The 17,853-nt window shown below is 53.0% G+C and carries 17 protein-coding genes; 10 read left to right on the forward strand and 7 right to left on the reverse strand.

Translation table 11 applies throughout. The features are described from left to right. Positions 1–149: 149 nt before the first annotated feature. The 3 genes from dusB (at position 150) to FH603_RS12475 (ending at position 2,732) form a co-directional block, all read left to right on the forward strand. A complete protein-coding gene (dusB, locus tag FH603_RS12465) occupies positions 150–1,142 on the forward strand; it encodes a tRNA dihydrouridine synthase DusB (RefSeq protein ID WP_186737852.1) in 993 nt (330 codons plus the stop codon). Between the two features lie 76 nt (positions 1,143–1,218). Continuing rightward, positions 1,219–2,127, forward strand: coding sequence for a DMT family transporter (locus FH603_RS12470; RefSeq protein WP_186737853.1), 909 nt, complete (start codon positions 1,219–1,221; stop codon positions 2,125–2,127). 101 nt (positions 2,128–2,228) lie between these two features. Next, entirely contained in the window at positions 2,229–2,732 is a 504-nt protein-coding gene (locus tag FH603_RS12475) for an acyl-CoA carboxylase biotin carboxyl carrier protein subunit (protein WP_186737854.1), read from the forward strand. Here FH603_RS12475 and FH603_RS12480 read toward each other — a convergent pair. After that, positions 2,729–3,139, reverse strand: a complete 411-nt coding sequence (locus FH603_RS12480; protein ID WP_186737855.1) for a hypothetical protein — start codon at positions 3,137–3,139, stop codon at positions 2,729–2,731. The two genes, FH603_RS12475 and FH603_RS12480, sit on opposite strands and share 4 nt — an antisense overlap. Here FH603_RS12480 and pyrH point away from each other — a divergent pair. The 3 genes from pyrH (at position 3,138) to FH603_RS12495 (ending at position 7,434) form a co-directional block, all read left to right on the forward strand. Continuing rightward, the gene (gene pyrH, locus FH603_RS12485) at positions 3,138–3,875 is read left to right on the forward strand and encodes a UMP kinase (RefSeq protein ID WP_186737856.1); all 738 of its coding nucleotides are present in this window, start codon (positions 3,138–3,140) and stop codon (positions 3,873–3,875) included. The two genes, FH603_RS12480 and pyrH, sit on opposite strands and share 2 nt — an antisense overlap. A gap of 108 nt (positions 3,876–3,983) precedes the next feature. After that, a complete protein-coding gene (frr, locus tag FH603_RS12490) occupies positions 3,984–4,544 on the forward strand; it encodes a ribosome recycling factor (RefSeq protein ID WP_186737857.1) in 561 nt (186 codons plus the stop codon). A 298-nt stretch (positions 4,545–4,842) separates the two neighbouring features. Next, entirely contained in the window at positions 4,843–7,434 is a 2,592-nt protein-coding gene (locus FH603_RS12495) for a YfhO family protein (protein WP_235985386.1), read from the forward strand. Positions 7,435–7,614: 180 nt separating this feature from the next. On the opposite strand, the gene FH603_RS12500 is transcribed toward FH603_RS12495, so the two are convergent. Further along, a complete protein-coding gene (locus FH603_RS12500; RefSeq protein WP_186737858.1) occupies positions 7,615–7,755 on the reverse strand; it encodes a 30S ribosomal protein THX in 141 nt (46 codons plus the stop codon). Positions 7,756–7,878: 123 nt separating this feature from the next. Between FH603_RS12500 and FH603_RS12505 the strand changes: the two genes are divergently transcribed. Continuing rightward, positions 7,879–9,261 (forward strand): ethanolamine ammonia-lyase subunit EutB, encoded by a 1,383-nt coding sequence (locus FH603_RS12505; protein WP_186737859.1) that lies wholly within the window; start codon positions 7,879–7,881, stop codon positions 9,259–9,261. 71 nt (positions 9,262–9,332) lie between these two features. On the opposite strand, the gene FH603_RS12510 is transcribed toward FH603_RS12505, so the two are convergent. From FH603_RS12510 to FH603_RS12520, 3 genes are all read right to left on the reverse strand, one after another. Beyond that, positions 9,333–10,328: a glycoside hydrolase family 43 protein gene (locus tag FH603_RS12510; protein WP_186737860.1), complete on the reverse strand. Its 996-nt coding sequence runs from the start codon at positions 10,326–10,328 to the stop codon at positions 9,333–9,335. A 125-nt stretch (positions 10,329–10,453) separates the two neighbouring features. Beyond that, on the reverse strand, positions 10,454–11,455 hold the full coding sequence (gene bioB / locus FH603_RS12515; RefSeq protein WP_186737861.1) for a biotin synthase BioB: 1,002 nt from the start codon (positions 11,453–11,455) through the stop codon (positions 10,454–10,456). Between the two features lie 357 nt (positions 11,456–11,812). Then, a complete protein-coding gene (locus FH603_RS12520) occupies positions 11,813–11,977 on the reverse strand; it encodes a hypothetical protein (protein ID WP_186737862.1) in 165 nt (54 codons plus the stop codon). Between FH603_RS12520 and FH603_RS12525 the strand changes: the two genes are divergently transcribed. Further along, positions 11,969–12,931, forward strand: coding sequence for a hypothetical protein (locus FH603_RS12525; protein ID WP_186737863.1), 963 nt, complete (start codon positions 11,969–11,971; stop codon positions 12,929–12,931). The genes FH603_RS12520 and FH603_RS12525 overlap by 9 nt on opposite strands. A 90-nt stretch (positions 12,932–13,021) precedes the next feature. Here the strand turns inward: FH603_RS12525 and FH603_RS12530 are convergent, their stop codons facing one another. Both FH603_RS12530 and FH603_RS12535 read right to left on the reverse strand, forming a co-directional pair. Beyond that, positions 13,022–14,236: an acyltransferase family protein gene (locus FH603_RS12530; RefSeq protein ID WP_186737864.1), complete on the reverse strand. Its 1,215-nt coding sequence runs from the start codon at positions 14,234–14,236 to the stop codon at positions 13,022–13,024. Between the two features lie 77 nt (positions 14,237–14,313). After that, a complete protein-coding gene (locus tag FH603_RS12535) occupies positions 14,314–15,576 on the reverse strand; it encodes a helix-turn-helix domain-containing protein (RefSeq protein ID WP_186737865.1) in 1,263 nt (420 codons plus the stop codon). Positions 15,577–15,967: 391 nt separating this feature from the next. On the opposite strand from FH603_RS12535, the gene FH603_RS12540 reads away from it, so the two are divergent. Beyond that, on the forward strand, positions 15,968–17,002 hold the full coding sequence (locus tag FH603_RS12540; protein WP_186737866.1) for a glutamine synthetase beta-grasp domain-containing protein: 1,035 nt from the start codon (positions 15,968–15,970) through the stop codon (positions 17,000–17,002). 307 nt (positions 17,003–17,309) lie between these two features. Next, positions 17,310–17,762 carry a hypothetical protein gene (locus FH603_RS12545; protein ID WP_186737867.1) on the forward strand — a complete coding sequence of 151 codons (453 nt, stop codon included), beginning with the start codon at positions 17,310–17,312 and terminating at the stop codon, positions 17,760–17,762. Positions 17,763–17,853 lie beyond the last annotated feature (91 nt).

Raw genomic sequence — 17,853 nt, forward strand, 5'->3', positions numbered from 1 at the left:
ATTTGAGCCTTTGGATTGTGCTAAAACCAGCATAATTGAGCTTGCTACTGTCATTCGTGTGACGTCTTGTTTCCGAACCCGACACGACCCGAACAATCCCTTTATGTAAAACCATCCGACAAGTAAGCGGACCTTTATATTTTCGAGTTATGGTCAACATTGGCGATATACAACTACCGGATTTTCCGTTGCTACTGGCTCCCATGGAGGATGTCAGCGATCCGCCATTTCGGGCTGTCTGCAAAGCCAACGGCGCCGACCTGATGTATACGGAATTCATCTCGTCGGAGGGATTGATCCGCGACGCGGCCAAGAGCGTTCAGAAACTGGACATCTTCGAATATGAGCGCCCTATCGGTATTCAGCTTTTTGGCTCCGATGTAGAAACGATGGGTGAGTGCGCCCGCATAGCTACGCGTGCCAACCCCGATCTGATCGACATCAATTACGGTTGCCCCGTCAAGCAGGTAGCCTGCCGGGGGGCGGGAGCCGCGCTGTTGCAAGACATCCCCAAGATGGTCCGCATGACAGAGGCTGTCATAAAGGCAACCCATCTGCCCGTAACGGTGAAAACACGACTTGGCTGGGATGACCAAACCAAGAACGTAGGTGACGTAGCCGAGCGGTTGCAGGATATCGGCATCAAAGCGCTAACCGTTCACGGGCGGACACGGGTACAGATGTACAAAGGCGACGCGGACTGGACGCTCATTGGTAAAATCAAAGACAACCCCCGCATTACCATCCCTATTTTTGGCAACGGGGATATCGACTCTCCCGAAAAAGCGCTGGAGTACAAGAACCGGTACGGCGTCGATGGCGTCATGATTGGCCGGGCGAGTATTGGTCATCCCTGGGTTTTCAACGAAATAAAGCACTTCGTTCAAACAGGTGAGCACCTTGCCCCACCTACCGTTGCCGACCGGGTGGCCGTTTGCCGCCAGCACCTCGACTTCTCCATTCGCTGGAAAGGCGAGATTGTGGGCTTGTTCGAGATGCGACGCCACTACGCGAATTATTTCCGGGGTCTTCCCGATTTCAAGCCCTTCCGGATGCGGCTGGTAACGAACGACTCCTATGTTGGCGTAAGCGCCATACTTGATGAGGTAGCAGAAACCTACGACCTCGCCATGACGGCTTAACCCTATTCGACAGGATTACAGGATCGACCGGTATAGTTTCCCGAAGTCCTGTCAACTCCTGTAACCCTGTCAGAAAATGATCACTCAGGAACCCATCGTTCATCCTCAAAAACGCCCGGTACTGGCCTGGCTGCTACTTTGCACCCTCGCCTTGGTATGGGGAAGTTCTTTCATTCTGATCAAGCGGAGTTTGGCCGGGTTTCCACCTGAGCAGGTGGCGGGAGGTAGACTGGTCTTTGCCCTGCTGTTTTTTACGCCATTTCTGGCCCGGCAAAGCCGTCAGGCCGATGTTCGGCTGGCGGTAAAACACCGGTGGGTAGCACTGCTGGCCAGTGCTATCGTTGGATTTATCATTCCTGCCTTTCTCTTCGCCGAAGCGGGTGCCCACCTCACCAGTTCACTGGCGGGTGCGCTGAACTCACTTAGTCCCTTATTTACGTTGCTGTTAGGAGCGGCTTTTTTCGGTCAGGCGCTCAAAATCCGGCAGGTGGCCGGCATCCTGTTAGGATTGGCCGGGTCGTTACTCCTCGTTTTTTTCAGCGCGACGGGGTCGTTCCAGATCAATGCCTATGCGCTGCTCGTCGTGCTGGCCACTGTCTGCTACGGGCTCAACACGAACCTCATCGGACGTTACCTGAGTCATTTGCCCGCCCTCGTTTCAACGGCCTGGCTGTTTGCGTTTGCCGGTCCGATTGCTCTGCTGACGCTGGCCCCAACCGATTTCTTTAGCCGGGTAACCTCCGGGCAGCATGGATGGGCGTTAACGGCGCTGATTACGCTGGGTGTGTTCGGGTCAGGGCTGATGTCTATATTTTTCAACCGGGTCATGCAGCTCTCCTCCCCTTTGTTTGCCGCTTCGGTTACGTACCTCATCCCAATAGTAGCCCTGGGATGGGGTGTTCTGGACGGTGAAACGATCTACGCTATCCAGTTTGCCGGTATGGGGGTGTGTTTGCTGGGCATCTGGCTCATCAATAAGTCCTAAACTCATTGATGAGTCGTTGGGTGGGTGTGCTTTTTGTGTTTAGGTTTGCGGTACAGAGCACCAGCTGACGCTCAAAAGCACCTAGCCATTAATTCCTTTTCATGTACACCGCAACACTTAACGCCACGTCTGCTACCCCGGCAACGATCGAATTTAACCCCGACGGTCCGGTTCTGAACGGTGAGCCCTTCGCCTGGGACCTGGTCAGGCTCACCGACCGAACGTTTCATATCCTGCACAAAAATACGTCCTATTCGGCCGAAGTGATGGATTTGAACGCGGCTGAGAAAACCGTCACCCTCCGCATCAATGGACATATCCACCAGGTTCAACTCAAGGACCGGTTCGACCTGTTGCTCGAAAAAATGGGTATGAGCAGCGTAGCCGCTACCAAAATCAACAACCTCAAAGCACCCATGCCCGGTCTGGTCGTAGGAATCAATGTGGCCGTTGGCGATGTGATCAGCAAAGGCGATAGTCTGTTGATTCTGGAAGCGATGAAGATGGAAAACAACCTCAAAGCGCCCGGCGACGGCACCGTTAAATCTATCCGCGCCAACCAGGGCGACCGCGTCGAGAAAGGACAGATCCTGATTGAGTTTTAAGGAGGGGGAGGAAAGGGAAGAGGGGGAGGAGAGGGAGGAAGGGGAATCCAAGTACATCCCCTTCCTCCCCCTCCTCCCCTTCCTCCCTTCCTCCCCTTCCTCCTTCCTCCTTCCTCCTTCCTCCTTCCTCCTTCCTCCCTCCTCCCTCCTCCCTTCCTCCTTCCTCCTTCCTCCTTCCTCCTTCCTCCTTCCTCCTTCCTCCTTCCTCCTTCCTCCTTCCTCCTTCCTCCTTCCTCCTTCCTCCTTCCTCCTTCCTCCTTCCTCCCTCCTCCCTTCCTCCTTCCTCCTTCCTCCCTTCCTCCTTCCTCCTTCCTCCTTCCTCCCTCCTCCCTTCCTCCCTTCCTCCTTCCTCCTTTCCTCCTTCCTCCTTTTTCCCTATCTTTGCCCCCGCAAAAACGCTCCCGCATGACACCAACGAACTATAAACGAATCCTGCTCAAATTGAGCGGGGAGGCATTGGCCGGACCTAATGGCTATAACATTGATCCCGCTGTACTGGAACAGTATAGTTTAGAAATTAAACAAGTTGTCGATATGGGGGTGCAGGTTGCCATTGTCATCGGCGGTGGTAACATCTTCCGGGGCGTCTCGGGCGAGCGCTCGGGCATAGACCGGGTGCAGGGTGACTACATGGGCATGCTGGCTACCGTTATCAATGCCATGGCCCTCCAGAGTTCATTCGAGAAACACGGCATGTACACCCGCGTAATGTCGGCGATAAAGATGGAACAGGTTTGCGAACCGTACGTGCGTCGGCGGGCCGTACGGCATCTGGAAAAAGGCCGCGTTGTTATCTTTGCCGCTGGCACCGGCAGCCCCTATTTCACCACCGATACAACAGCTAGCCTGCGGGCAATCGAAATAGAAGCCGACGTAGTACTTAAAGGAACAAAAGTCGACGGCGTTTACACAGCTGACCCTGTCAAAGACCCAACGGCAACACGCTATACCACTATTTCTTTCGATGACGTTTATGAGAAAAAACTCAGCGTCATGGACCTGACCGCTTTCACCCTTTGTCAGGAAAATAACCTGCCTATCATTGTTTTCAACATGAACCAGGCTGGCAATCTGCTACGGCTGGCACAGGGCGAACAGATTGGTACCCTTATCGGCGGTACGGATACCAACGAAACCCGCTAGAACCCAGCGTGGCCCGGGTATCAGGCTCATGTCAGCTTACCACAGCGGGCCGCGCGTGTATCAGGCGGTTACATTATTACGTTACAACGTCACAACTTCAAGTAAGACATGGAAGAAATCGAGCTATACCTCGACGATGCAAAGGATACGATGGAGAAAGCGCTGAAGCACTTGTCCATCGAACTGACTAAAATCCGTGCCGGGAAAGCCAATGTCGGCATGCTCGACGGTATTCAGGTCGAATACTACGGAACGCCAACCCCTTTGGTACAAATAGCCTCCGTAAACACACCCGACGCCCGGACCATTGTGATCAAGCCTTTTGAACGCAAACTGATCAACGACGTTGAGAAAGCCATCCGGAATTCCAACCTCGGCCTGTCACCCAACAACGACGGCGAACAGATCCGGCTCAGCATCCCCCCGCTGACCGAAGAACGTCGGCGCGACCTGGTCAAAAAAGTAAAACAGGAAGTGGAAACGGCGAAAGTCAATGTGCGTAACATCCGCAAGGATACCAACGACGATATCCGCAAATTAACCAAAGACGGCGTGTCGGAAGATGCGGTTAAAGTCGGCGAAGAACGCGTTCAGAAACTCACCGACGCCTTTATCGTCCGGATTGAGGAAACCTTTGTGGCGAAGGAGAAAGATATAATGGTCGTATAGTTGCCATCAATATATACCCATTGCCCAAGAGCCGGTCATGCCCTACATGGTCGGCTCTTTCGTTGTTTAAAGACGCAACCTTTTGCGTCTCATGATTCCGGCCAGGCTTGCGTCTGAATTATTCATGTCTTTACAAATTGCTGACGCATGAGAGGCTAAAATTGCTGACGCATGACAGACGCAAAGGGTTGCGTCTCTACCAGGGTGAATAAACAGAAACCCCCTGACTACAATCCACCTGCTTTACCATCCGTTTTCTCCTAAAACCCTATCTTTGGGCTGCGTATCAATCTATTTTATGAATCAACCTACCCCCTTTCAGCGACTACGCCCGCACCTGATTGCCGTGCTGGGACTGCTTGTGCTGGCTATCATTTACTTTTCGCCGGTACTGTCGGGCAAAATGCTGTCTATGTCCGATGTACAACAGGCCATGGCATCGGCCCGGGAAATCCGCGAAATTGGTCAGGCTACGGGCGAGAAACCGCTCTGGACCGACGCCGTTTTCAGCGGGATGCCGAGTTATATGATCGATTTCAATTACCCGTATATCTTTGTTTACAAAGCCTTTATGGGTGTAGTTAGTATTCTCCCCAACACAGCGAGCATTGTGTTCATCGTGATGCTATGCGCCTACCTGCTGCTCGTTGTGCTGGGTTGTAACCCGTGGCTGAGTGCATTGGGTGCAGCGGCCTATGGCTTCGGCACCTTCGGTATTGTCAGCCTGGAAGCGGGACACGTCTCCAAGCTTTTCGCCATGGGTTTCGGTGCCGGTATCCTCGCCGGGGTAGTACTCTGTCTGCGCGGTCGCTACTGGGTGGGAGCCGCCGTCACGGGCCTGTTCGGGTGCATGGAACTGGGGGCCAACCACATCCAGATCACGTATTACCTCTTCATGACCATTGGCCTGTTCGTGCTCATCGAAGGGATTTCGCTGGTACGGGCGGGCAAAGGACGCCAGTTGGCAATGGGCCTTGCTACACTGGCTGTGGTGGGCGCAGTCGCTGCCGGGAGTTTCGGAAAGCGCCTGCTGGTGCTGAGTCAGTATACCAAAGAAACCATCCGGGGAACGTCGGAGCTGACGGCGAAAACCACGAACCCGACCGGTAATGCGGAAGGTAACACGTCGACCAGCGGGCTGGACAAAGACTACGCTTTCAGCTATAGCTACGGCAAAGCCGAAGCCCTGACGCTGCTCATTCCCAATGCCTTTGGTGGTTCGTCCATCGGGGGGCTCACTACAGACTCTGACTTCTACAAAGCACTGGTTGGCAAGGGACTCGATCCGGCTTCGGCGAAACAGTTTGTCGAACAGGGCACCCCCACCTACTGGGGCGACCAACCGATGGTTGGCGGGCCTGCTTATGCCGGGGCGGTGTTGCTGTTCCTGTTTGTGCTGGGTATGTTTATCATTCCGGGCCACATCCGGTGGTGGCTGCTGAGTTCGGCAGTGCTGATGATCGTGCTGGCGCTGGGCAAAAACCTGCTCTGGTTCAACGGCTTTCTTTTCGATTATCTGCCTTATCTGAACAAGTTCCGGGCGGTAACGATGGCCCTCTGTCTGGCCCAGTTGTTCATCGGCGCAGGGGCAGCTATGGCGGTGCAGTCCCTGGTGAGCCAGAAACTGACGCTGGCCCAGCTCCGTCAGCCGCTGGTGATTAGTTTGGCACTTACCGCAGGTCTGGCACTGGTGCTGGCGGTACTGGGCGGGACCTTCTTTTCGTTCCAGACACCAACGGATATTGACCGGCTGTCTTCCTACTTCGGTGAAGCAGCCAAAGAGTTTCAGACGGCGCTCATCAGTGACCGGCAGAGCCTGCTTCGGAGCGACGCCTTCCGGTCGGTTATCTTTATCGTACTGACTGCGGGTGCTTTGTGGGCCTTCGTGACCAACAAAATCAAGCCCATTATTTTCTACCCGGCGCTACTGGCCCTGGTGGTTTTTGACCTGTTTGGTATCGATAAGCGGTTCCTCAACAACGCCGATTTCGTCAGCAAGGCGCAGGCGTCCCAGTTGTTTGAACCAACCCCCGCCGATGAGCAGATTTTGCAGGACAAAACCCCTGGCTACCGCGTATTCGACCAGACGGTCGATTTCATGAACAGCAACCGGACCTCCTACTTCCACCGGTCGGTGGGCGGTTACCACGCGGCCAAAATACGCCGGTATCAGGAGCTGGTATCGTATGCGTTCCCAACAAATACGCTGCATATGCTGAATATGCTGAACGCGAAGTACATTATTCAGGCTGGTCAGCCCAACCCGGCTAACCCGCAGCAGCCGGGCGGACCGGTAGCCCTGCCGAACCCGGAAGCCCTCGGGGCCGCCTGGTTCGTTGGAACGGTAGTCCCCGTGGCCGATGCCGATGCGGAGCTGGCCGCTATGAAAACGCTCAACCCGCGCGATTCGGCGGTTGTCGACAAGCGGTTCACGGCTCAGTTGGGTGGCCTGCCCGGCACGCTCGACCACACGGGCAGTTCGATTCAGCTAACAAGTTACCGGCCCGATAAGCTTACCTACCAGGCTAACGCCGTTCGGGATGGGCTCGTGGTATTCTCCGAAATCTACTACCGGGGGCAGGAAGACTGGCAGGCGTTCATCGACGGGAAAGCGGTTCCTCACCTGCGGGCCAATTATGTGTTGAGGGCACTACGCGTGCCGGCGGGCAACCACACAATTGAGTTTCGCTTCGATCCGCCAGCGGCCAGGACCGGCGACACCATTGACCTGATCTGCAACATACTGCTGATTGCGCTTTTCGCATTCGTTATCTTCCACGAAGGGCGAAGCCGTCGGTCAAAAGCCACAAGCGCGACAGAACCCATTATTCCGACAACACCCGATCCGGTAAAGCCCGAATCGAAACCATCGAAGGTTAAAACGCGCTAGTGCTTAGCCCTGCCAGTGGTCCGGCAGGACCCTGGTAGTGGCTGTAAAATTTTACCGGCCTAACGTAACAGCCACTACCAGGGTCCTGCCGGACCACTGGCAGGGCTAAGCTCAAAAATGAAAAGAGGGTTGACAATGACTGTCGTCATTGTCAACCCTCTTTCTATAAGCACCTGTTATTTATGCTTTTTCTTCGGTAGTCGCCGGAGCAGTGGGCGTTGCCGCTGGAATTGTAAGTTTACTCGACGTGCGGGGACGTGTCTTTCCATGGGACCCTGCCGAAATCTTACCTCTGCGTGTTTTAATGTCTCCTCTTCCCATAACTAAAGCGTAATTTAGTATTGTTTCATTTTTATTTCACCGGAAAGGTACGGCATTAAATTGGATATTGACCATTGGCCGGGCTTCGTATCTTTACCAGTCTCATCGATTCCTGTCTCTTTCATGCCGTATCGCCACACTGTTCATCAGACGAATTACGTGTTTGACGACCTCAAAACGTTGCTTGCCCGCGCCACTCCCCTGCGTTCGGGCGATCAGCTGGCGGGTGTGGCTACGCAATCGGCGGAGGAGCGCGTGGCCGCTCAGATGGCCCTGGCCGAACTGCCGGTAACTACGTTTCTTAACGAAGCGGTAGTTCCTTACGAAACGGATGAGGTTACGCGGCTTATCATCGACACCCACAACGCAACGGCTTTCGCTCTCATTCGGCACCTGACCGTTGGCGGTTTCCGCGATTTTCTGCTGGCCGACTCGACAACGACAGCCACGCTAACCCGATTGAGCCCCGGCCTGACGCCCGAACTGGTGGCAGCTGTCTCGAAACTGATGCGGAACCAGGATCTGATCACCGTATCGGCAAAATGTGAAGTGGTTACCAGGTTCCGAAACACGATCGGTCTGCGCGGCCGGTTGAGCACCCGACTGCAACCCAACCACCCCACCGACGATGTGCGGGGCATTGCCGCGAGTCTGGTCGATGGTTTGCTTTATGGCGCCGGGGATGCTGTTATTGGGATCAACCCCGCCACCGACCATGTACAAACGACGGTGCAACTGCTGGAGATGATTGACGCTGTACGTCAGCGATTTGCCATACCGACGCAATCGTGTGTACTGAGCCACCTGACCACGACCATTCAGGCCATTGAACAGGGTGCACCTGTCGATCTGGCGTTTCAAAGTATTGGTGGTACAGAGGCCGTCAATGCTTCCTTTGGTATAAACCTGGCGCTCCTGCGCGAAGGCTGGGAGGCCGCCCGGTCGCTAAAACGAGGTACGGTGGGTGAGAACGTAATGTATTTTGAAACTGGACAGGGTAGCGCCCTCTCGGCCAATGCCCACCACGGGCTGGATCAGCAAACGGCCGAGGTCCGGGCGTATGCGGTGGCGCGGGCGTTTGAACCGCTACTGGTGAACTCTGTGGTAGGGTTTATTGGCCCGGAATACCTCTATAATGGCAAACAGATCATCCGGGCAGGTCTGGAAGATCACTGCTGTGGAAAGCTCTTGGGCTTACCAATGGGCGTCGACGTTTGTTACACCAACCACGCCGAAGCCGATCAGGACGATATGGATACCTTACTGACGCTGCTAGGGGTGGGCGGGGTCACATTCATTATGGGCATTCCGGGTGCCGACGATGTCATGCTCCATTACCAGAGCACCAGTTTCCACGATGCGCTGTATATCCGCGACGTGCTTAAACTCCGCCCGGCTCCTGAGTTCGAGGCCTGGCTCCTGCAGATGGGCTTGCTGGATGATCATGGCAAACTGCTCCCGGTTTCGGCGGGACACCGGTTGCTGGCGGGTGGGGTGATTGGTTAACGATCAGCTTTGCCAAAGTTTAGAACTTTGGCAAAGCTGATCGTTAACCAACCAGTCTCCGCTTAAAGCGGTTACTTCAGCACCCTTGCCTGAACGCCTTCTTTTGTGATTTTTACGGGCAGAATAGTACCCTGGGCATCGAACGCCATCCGGTCGATGCAGGTTTCACGGTGGTTCCCATCGGTTTCCGTCAGGGGTCGACGGTGGTAGACAATATACCATTCGTCGGTTCCGGGAATTTGAATAACCGAGTGGTGACCGGCACCCGTTGCAACGGCCGGGTCCTGTTGCAAAATCTTACCCACTCGTTCAAACGGCCCGAATGGCGATGACGCTACAGCGTACGCTACCGAATAATCAGGGCCTGTCCAGCCTCCCTCCGACCACATAAAGTAATACTTGCCGTTACGAACGAACATCACCGGTCCTTCTACATAGCCTTTGGGCGTCACCTCCCGGAAGATAGTGCCATCGGCAAAGGGAATGAACCCGGTAAAATCGTCATTCAGGCGGGCAATGTTACAGTGGCCCCATCCGCCGTAGATCAGGTAATAAGCACCATCCTTATCCTTAAAAACGAACTGATCGATGGGCTGCGCTTTATTATGGATCTGGCCAACCAGCGGTTTGCCTAAATAGTCCCGAAATGGGCCAGCGGGGTTGTCGGCTACGGCTACACCAATACCCCCCACTTCTTTCTTGTCGTCATGGATGTCATTGGCTCCGAAAAACAGAAAATACTTACCCCCCTTCTCAACGATGGCGGGTGCCCATAATGCCCGTTTTACCCAGCGAACCGCCGTGGTATCGATGATCTGCTCGTGTTTGGTCCAGTTGACCAGATCCGGTGACGAGAAGGCATCCAGCTTCACCTGTTCATTATAAGGAGCCGAGTAAGTGGGGTATATCCAGTATTGTTTATCAAAGATCACTCCTTCGGGGTCGGCATACCACCCTTTAACGATGGGGTTACCCGACGTGGCGGAGGTCAGTTGCCCCTGTCCAGATGCAGCGGTTACCAGTAGGGCAAGTGCAATTCCACCAAATAGTCGTTGTCGTGTTAGCATAGGTTAGGATGTAACATGGGTAATTAGCCTGGCCGGGCTGGCCGGTTGTATCCTGGACGGCCACGTCCGGGTAAGAAACAGTACTTCATACCCGGACGTGGCCGTCCAGGATACCAGGCTACACGCTACACGGGAATCTGTTCGAACACAACGGCGGGTTGAGACACATCCTTGAACGCTTTGCGGGGCCGGATGTTGAGTGTCTGGAATAACTGTTGGTCGAGGTCTTCGCCGGGGTTGGGCGTGGTCAGGAGCTTGTCACCGGCAAAGATCGAGTTGGCACCGGCCAGAAAGCATAATGCCTGCTCTTCGGTGTTCATCCGCACCCGGCCCGCCGACAGGCGTACCATAGCTTTGGGCATGATGATGCGAGCCGTTGCAATCATTCGGATCATCTCCCAGACCGATACCCGCGGCTGGTCCTCCAACGGGGTTCCTTCAACCGGCACAAGCGCGTTGACTGGCACCGACTCCGGGTGTTGGGGCAACGTCGCCAGGGTATGTAACATACCGATACGGTCGGTATCTGATTCGCCCATACCGATAATACCACCCGAGCAAACCGAAATTCCGGCTTTACGGGCGTGGCCCAGCGTGTCCAGACGGTCGTCGTAGGTGCGGGTGCTAATGATGTCGCCGTAAAATTCTTCGCTGGTATCGAGGTTGTGGTTGTAAGCGTACAGACCGGCATCCTTGAGTTTTTGAGCCTGCGTTTCGGAAAGCATCCCGAGTGTGCAGCACACTTCGAGACCCATCTCGTTGACGCCCTGCACCATGTCGAGCACCTTGTCGAAATCACTGTTGTCGCGCACTTCGCGCCAGGCCGCCCCCATGCAGAAACGCGTGCTACCCGTGTCTTTTGCCCGTTGCGCAGCCGTCAGCACTTCGTCGACTTCCATCAGCTTGTGTACTTTCACGGCTGTGTGGTAACGAGCTGCCTGCGGACAGTAGGCACAGTCTTCGGGGCAACCACCCGTTTTGACCGACAGCAACGTACAGACTTGTACTTCCTGCGGGTCATGGTTCTCCCGGTGAACGGTGGCAGCCCGGTACATCAGATCGAGTACGGGTGAATTATATATATCGGCAATTTCGGCGCGTGTCCAGTCGGTACGGAGAGCAGTCATTTTGTCTTAAGTCTATAGTCGTAGTCAAAAGTAGCGGATGGTGCCAAGATGGGCAAATGATAACGGCACTTAGTTCATTTGTGCGTTCGGCTATCCCCATATGGCCATACTTTGAATTCCTGAACTGTTTCATTACTATTGTCGACCAAGGTACTACTAATGAGCACCGCCCAAAACACGAAGAGGAGAAAACGGGCAGACTGCTCCCTGGTATGCCAGTGCAATGTTTTTATTCATCACCACTTCGACTGCGCTTACAAACTTTCATTTATGAACCGTATCTGTACTCTTCTTACTTTTTTATTGATCAGTGTTAAGTTAGCCATTGCGCAGACGCCTGCCACCATGAACTTTACCTTACGGACGGACTTGACTATGAGCCCCCGAAGGTGTCTGTTTACCATTGACTCCGTAGTCAGTACCCGGCTCGATACGACGAACCTCTTTGGAACCTGGCAGCACCCATCCGGCAAAACCACCGAACTGCGCTTCAAAGAAGGCTTTCAGCCCACATTGAATCATTTCATTTGTAGCTCATTAATTGATTCCGATAAAAAGCTCCCCAACTATACGCTTGTTGTTCAGGAGTTCGCCCTTACCGGCACACCCGAAACTACTCATTTCGAGCTCGCAGTTCTGTTCTTTACACACGGAGCGACCTTACAGAATCCTACCGGCGCTGCAGTTCCTGTCAATGATAACCCGCAGGGCTTACCGGTCTACAAAGCCGATATCATTGTCGAGATTAGCTCTAAAACCGTAGTGGAAGTGCTCAAACAGGGCCTGGCGATAGCCCTCCTCAAGTTCAATGACTACCTGACAAATCCTGCTACCACACTGTCCATCTATAGCGATTTCGCGTTAGAATCTGCACAGGCCGCCCGGGAGCTGGGGCTTGGGCAATTTGCTTATGATAGCATTAGAACCGATGAGGACAATTTACTGCGTTGTAGCCAACTCAGGCTTGGTGTTTATCAAAGCTTCAGCGAACTACGACAAAACCGTCCTTCATTGACCGGCAACCTGGTGATCAGGGAGAAAAACGACTTCGCCGAACTACGGAAACCGTCGGGTTCCAACGCCAGAAACCGTTTTTTTGGCTTTTGTGATGGCAAAGATCTTTTCATTAGTAGAAGATCCTATCAGAGTGGTGGCCTTACCCAACGGTATGTCAGAGTAAAAAGCGTTGGCCGTTATCTGGTCTGGATTGACAACTACATAACCTCAGGCGAAATAGCCGGTGCCTCTTTCGGTCTGGTTGGAGCCCTGGCGGCTAATTATAAGGATTGCATTGTTCTGGATATGCAAACAGGTGGCGTATTCAGGGTAACAAAAGATAAATTACCGGCGATGCTGGCCGGTCATGACGACTTATTGGCTGAACTGGAAACGTTGTCTAACCCACAGGACGGACTTCAACAATTACGTCTTCTGGACAAGTTGAATAAGCTTGTTCGTCCTGTAAGCATGCGCTGAGGGCACTGGCCTGTTGACAGCACTTGAAGCCCGACCTGAAAAGTAAGCTCCCCGCTAGTCAATGAGCCTTCACAGTAAGTTTGGAGCACGTCATTTCATACCAAACAATACCCGTGTCAACCGGAAAGGCCGGATCATTACCAGGTAGATACCTACGCAAACCACTAATGACGAAAGACTTACGACCACAAATCCATCATAAACACCCAGGCCTGTTTCTGTCAAAACATAATAGCCAATGAGGATGATTACCGTCTGGTGCAGGATATAAAACGGGTAAACGGCTTCGTTGAGGTGTTTGAGGATCGGTTTGTTGATGTTGAGGTAACGATAGCCGTAGCCAACCGTCATCAGCACCGAAAACCAGGTCAGGCAAAGACTATTGAAACTGTACAGGGTCCTTAACAGCGCTGAATCGTCGATAGCCTGGCCACCTAAAACAGCCCGTGCGGTGTACAGAATAATAGTGCAGACGAGTGTGGCAAACAGAAAGATTCGTCGCTGATCGGCCAGGGTCTGCCAGAATACCCGGCGGCTAGTGAGCACATAACCCAGCCAGAACAGCAACAGGTTATGAACAAAATAGGCCCAGTCATTGATGAGTGCATGGGTTTCGTTGGGGAAGAAGCCACCCAGCGCCAGATCGTTCACGATAAGCAGGCCAACCAGCGTCAGCGCCCCACCCGGCCGCGCAATAGTCCGTCCCACGCGGTCGGTGAACCGCTGCCCGGACTCGCTTCGTAACCACCGGAATACGGGTATGCTCAGCAGCGAATAAAAGAACAGGTAACAGATAAACCAGAGGTGATGCCAGCTAAACGCCCCCCCGGTGCCGCCATCGTGATAGGATTTGAACTCAAACACGTAGGGGTAAAACTCGGCATAGCTACCACTGAACCGACCCCGAAAAAGCCATTCGATATAGATCTGGGGCGGCACAACAACGAACATGCCGAATACCAGTGGCACAAACAGCCGCCGAACGCGCTCGCTGGCGTAACCACTGAACGACCGTTTCCGGAGCGCGAAAAACGTCCCGCTACCGGAGATAAAGAACAGCAGCGGCATACGCCAGCGGTGTAACCAGCGCATGACCTCCTCCATCGGCACACTGTGCTCCGGACTTTTAATATGCCAGCCCCACGATACGTAAATCATGCCGGTATGGTAAAACAGCAATGTTAGTATAGCAATAATTCGCAGCCAGTCGAGATCATATCGTCGGGCGCTTAGCTCAGCCGGGTTGGACAAGTCGGGTTTGGACGATTGAACAATTGTTGAGTGAGGTTGCTGGTCCGGTTTCATTCAGGCAATCGATTAGTTGATGGGCCAAAAGTGGACGTAAGCGTGCCAAATTCACTATTTGCCGATGTTCTCGTAGTTCATGCCGACCGGGACGAAGTCGGATCCGGTTCTGTCGGGCCGGGTTGAGGGCTGTTACGGGGGCCGGCGGGATGCTCGACGGTCTCTCGAAACTGAGCCGGGGTTTGGTTCGTGAGCCGCTTAAACGCTGTGTGAAAGGCCGATGGTGAATTGTACCCCACCCGCTCGGCAATCTCGTCGATTTTAAGGTTTGTGGTCAACGGATCGCGCAGCAGGCGTTGTGCCTCAGTAATTCGGTGCGTAGCGAGCCAGTCGAAAAAATTCTGCCCCAACCGGTTGTTGAGCACCTGCGAGAGGTGGTGCGGACTGGTTTGCAACTGACTGGCCAGTTTCGGCAGTGAGAGGTCACTTTGCAGGTGCAGCTTTTCGGTAGCCAGTAAGTCGGTCAGTCGCGCCAGCACGGCATCTTCAACTTCTTCGGATAAGGACGACTTTTCGTATTTCTTTTTGGGTTCGGCCACCAACGTCGGCATAGGCTCGTCTGGCACCGGAAGGGGGGAATTGGGTTCCAGTTCGAAAAATGAGGAACCCCGCATCACCAGGAAACTCGTCGTGTAGATTGTCAACGCGATGTAGGTAGCCAGCAGGTAGTCGCCAAGATCCTCTTCATATTGCGATTTTACGAGAACAACCAGTACAGGAACGGTGGCAAATAACCAACTCAGAATCTGTAAAGCACCCCGGTTTACAGACCGTTGCCGTGCTTTACGCTGCCTGTTTTCCCGCTGGATTATGAGCAGGGCCAGCACGGCATAAACGATGCAACTCAGCATGGTCATCTCGTTTATAAAATTACGGAGGCCGGTGAAGTCTTCTGTCAGGTAAGGCTGCACCGGAATCATGGGTAACTCGGGGTGCAGCGAGTCCAGGTATGAGTTGTATTTGAACTCGATGGGCTGATAGAGCCAGGTTATGGCATTGGCAAGCCAGATCAAAAACGGCAACAGATGGATGCCCCACCAGCGGGGCAGTCGGTGACGAATGCGGCTGAAGACAAAAAAATAGAACAGCGGCCCCAGAAGGAAATTGAATGGCTCGGAAAAGTCAACCGTCCACAAAACCCGAAACGTATAGTTCGTATAGTTCAGAAAAATCTCGGCGCTAATCGCCGAAAGTGAAAGCATAAACCAGCCCAGGCAGTGGTTCGCTACCGTCTGGACCCGCGAACCAGTCAGAAAAAACACAGCTAGAAATAACCCCTGTGCAACACCCAGTAGGATGGCTAACGCAAATACATCGACGTGTATGGGAAGTGACTGCATCGAAAAGAGGAATATACGCCGACAAGGTACTAAAACAAGACAGGTGAAAGGCTAAAAACCCGTTCGTTCTTGGTCAAAAACAAGGACAAGTTATAAACTGACGGGTGAAGAAATACGCGCCTTTTTAGCGAATATATCTTATTATGACGATCAAATGCTGCTAACAATTTAGCAATCTGCCCAGGTTTGTCCGCTAAATAAACAGACAGATATTTTACATATTATATGGTTTTTTCTGGACTCAGCAAATTTAAATTATAATAATTCCATAAAATCAGTAAGAAATACGGTGTAGTACCCCGTCTACCTCTATAAATTATGGCTAAGCCACGTTATATTTGCTCATCGCATTGAAACAAACCCAAATCTGATCAAATCCACCTGTACAATCATGGCAAAGTCTAAGTTAGAGTACATTTGGCTCGATGGCTACAAGCCCACCCAAAGCCTGCGTTCCAAGACGAAAATCGAAGCTGATTTTTCTGGTAACCTCGAAGACTGCCCAATGTGGTCATTCGATGGCTCGTCGACCGAACAGGCCGCTGGTGGCTCGTCGGACTGCTTGCTGAAGCCCGTTTATATCTGTCCCGATCCGCAGCGCAAGAGTGCCTATCTCATTATGTGCGAAGTGCTGAACGCCGATGGAACCCCCCACGTAACCAACGGCCGTGCCACGATTGAAGACGACGATAATGATTTCTGGTTTGGTTTTGAGCAGGAGTACTTCCTGTGGGATACCGAAACAGACAAGCCCCTGGGCTTCCCGGTCGAAGGGTTCCCAACGCGCCCTCAGGGTCCTTACTATTGCTCGGTTGGCGCTCAGAATGCCTTCGGTCGCGATATCGTTGAGGAGCACCTCGACGCTTGCCTCGACGCTGGTTTGAACGTTGAGGGTATCAACGCCGAAGTAGCTACGGGACAGTGGGAATTCCAGATTTTTGCGAAAGGTGCCCGCGATGCCGGTGACCAGATCTGGGTGGCCCGCTACCTGCTGGAGCGCATTGGCGAAACCTATGGCGTATCGATCAACTGGCATTGCAAACCCCTGGGCGACACCGACTGGAACGGATCAGGTATGCACGCTAACTTCTCCAACACGGCTCTGCGCACGGCTGGTAACAAAGAAACGTATGATACCATCTGTCAGGCGTTCTCCCCTGCTGAGGTAATCAAAGCACATATCGACGTATACGGTGCCGATAACGAATTGCGCCTGACGGGCAAGCACGAGACCCAATCCATCGATCAGTTCTCCTATGGTATCTCGGACCGGGGCGCGTCGATCCGTATCCCCATCGCTACGGTGGAACGCGGCTGGAAAGGCTGGCTCGAAGACCGTCGGCCAAACTCGGCTGCCGATCCGTATAAAGTAGCTGCTGTCATCATCAAAACCGTTAAATCGGCTGACGTGCTGGAAACGGCCTAGTTTTCAAGTAACCCTGCCAGTGGGCGTAGCCCCTGGTAGTGGTTGAAAGAATGTAAATTAACCACTACCAGGGGCTACGCCCACTGGCAGGGTTGTTCAAAAAAGCCCGACTACGCGAGTAGCCGGGCTTTTTTTTAGGGTGCAGTAACTATAATCATCTTGCTCTTATATATAAAATATACTAATAAGATCATTTATAAGTATCTATTATTTTATATTTATTAAGAGTAATAGTTTAAGTACATCTTGATATCGTAAGTAATTATACTTACGATTGCTACTAAGTAAACTAAAATCAACTTACATCATGAAACGAAATCAACTACGGAGTATAGCTGCGATGGGCGTGCTGTGGCTATGCGTGAGTGTGGGGTGTAGCAAAGACCCGCCATTGCCTGCTTGTGAGAACGGGAAATGTTGCTGGGAGGGATACACCCAAAAGTTTGTCAAACGGCTGGATGGTGCTCCCGCAGAATACGGTGGTTTAGGTTTTATATTCAAAGACATTCTCGTTGAAGAGAGTGGATACAAGCTTGACCGAGCCATTATCTGTCGCGTCCAATGGGATATGGTTAATAAGATGAACCTGAAAAACAACATGACCATCGATCCACAAACGAACAAGGTTCGCCTGATCGATTCGACCAGGCAGTATCCTTACCGGGTTTGGGGGATTGTCTACGAGATACCAGAGATACCTAATTTTGCGGCCATCCCAACTTTAGCCGTGCGGATAGAAAAGGTTGAAGAAGTTAAGTGAGTCAAATCATTCCACCATTTACTTGCCCGGCCACTAACCCCGCCGAGGCTTTCTTTTTTGCTGCCGGTTGCAACAAGCGTCAAAGGCGTGT

The sequence above is a fragment of the Spirosoma utsteinense genome, from assembly GCF_014282275.1.
Lineage (GTDB): Bacteria > Bacteroidota > Bacteroidia > Cytophagales > Spirosomataceae > Spirosoma > Spirosoma utsteinense.

What these genes read in the sequence shown, in the direction of transcription:
- dusB (WP_186737852.1), top strand. Translation starts at nt 150, where the DNA reads ATGGTCAACATTGGCGATATACAACTACCGGATTTTCCGTTGCTACTG.
- FH603_RS12470 (WP_186737853.1), top strand. Translation starts at nt 1,219, where the DNA reads ATGATCACTCAGGAACCCATCGTTCATCCTCAAAAACGCCCGGTACTG.
- FH603_RS12475 (WP_186737854.1), top strand. Translation starts at nt 2,229, where the DNA reads ATGTACACCGCAACACTTAACGCCACGTCTGCTACCCCGGCAACGATC.
- pyrH (WP_186737856.1), top strand. Translation starts at nt 3,138, where the DNA reads ATGACACCAACGAACTATAAACGAATCCTGCTCAAATTGAGCGGGGAG.
- FH603_RS12480 (WP_186737855.1), bottom strand. Translation starts at nt 3,139, where the DNA reads ATGCGGGAGCGTTTTTGCGGGGGCAAAGATAGGGAAAAAGGAGGAAGG.
- frr (WP_186737857.1), top strand. Translation starts at nt 3,984, where the DNA reads ATGGAAGAAATCGAGCTATACCTCGACGATGCAAAGGATACGATGGAG.
- FH603_RS12495 (WP_235985386.1), top strand. Translation starts at nt 4,843, where the DNA reads ATGAATCAACCTACCCCCTTTCAGCGACTACGCCCGCACCTGATTGCC.
- FH603_RS12500 (WP_186737858.1), bottom strand. Translation starts at nt 7,755, where the DNA reads ATGGGAAGAGGAGACATTAAAACACGCAGAGGTAAGATTTCGGCAGGG.
- FH603_RS12505 (WP_186737859.1), top strand. Translation starts at nt 7,879, where the DNA reads ATGCCGTATCGCCACACTGTTCATCAGACGAATTACGTGTTTGACGAC.
- FH603_RS12510 (WP_186737860.1), bottom strand. Translation starts at nt 10,328, where the DNA reads ATGCTAACACGACAACGACTATTTGGTGGAATTGCACTTGCCCTACTG.
- bioB (WP_186737861.1), bottom strand. Translation starts at nt 11,455, where the DNA reads ATGACTGCTCTCCGTACCGACTGGACACGCGCCGAAATTGCCGATATA.
- FH603_RS12520 (WP_186737862.1), bottom strand. Translation starts at nt 11,977, where the DNA reads ATGATTCAATGTGGGCTGAAAGCCTTCTTTGAAGCGCAGTTCGGTGGT.
- FH603_RS12530 (WP_186737864.1), bottom strand. Translation starts at nt 14,236, where the DNA reads ATGAAACCGGACCAGCAACCTCACTCAACAATTGTTCAATCGTCCAAA.
- FH603_RS12535 (WP_186737865.1), bottom strand. Translation starts at nt 15,576, where the DNA reads ATGCAGTCACTTCCCATACACGTCGATGTATTTGCGTTAGCCATCCTA.
- FH603_RS12540 (WP_186737866.1), top strand. Translation starts at nt 15,968, where the DNA reads ATGGCAAAGTCTAAGTTAGAGTACATTTGGCTCGATGGCTACAAGCCC.
- FH603_RS12545 (WP_186737867.1), top strand. Translation starts at nt 17,310, where the DNA reads ATGAAACGAAATCAACTACGGAGTATAGCTGCGATGGGCGTGCTGTGG.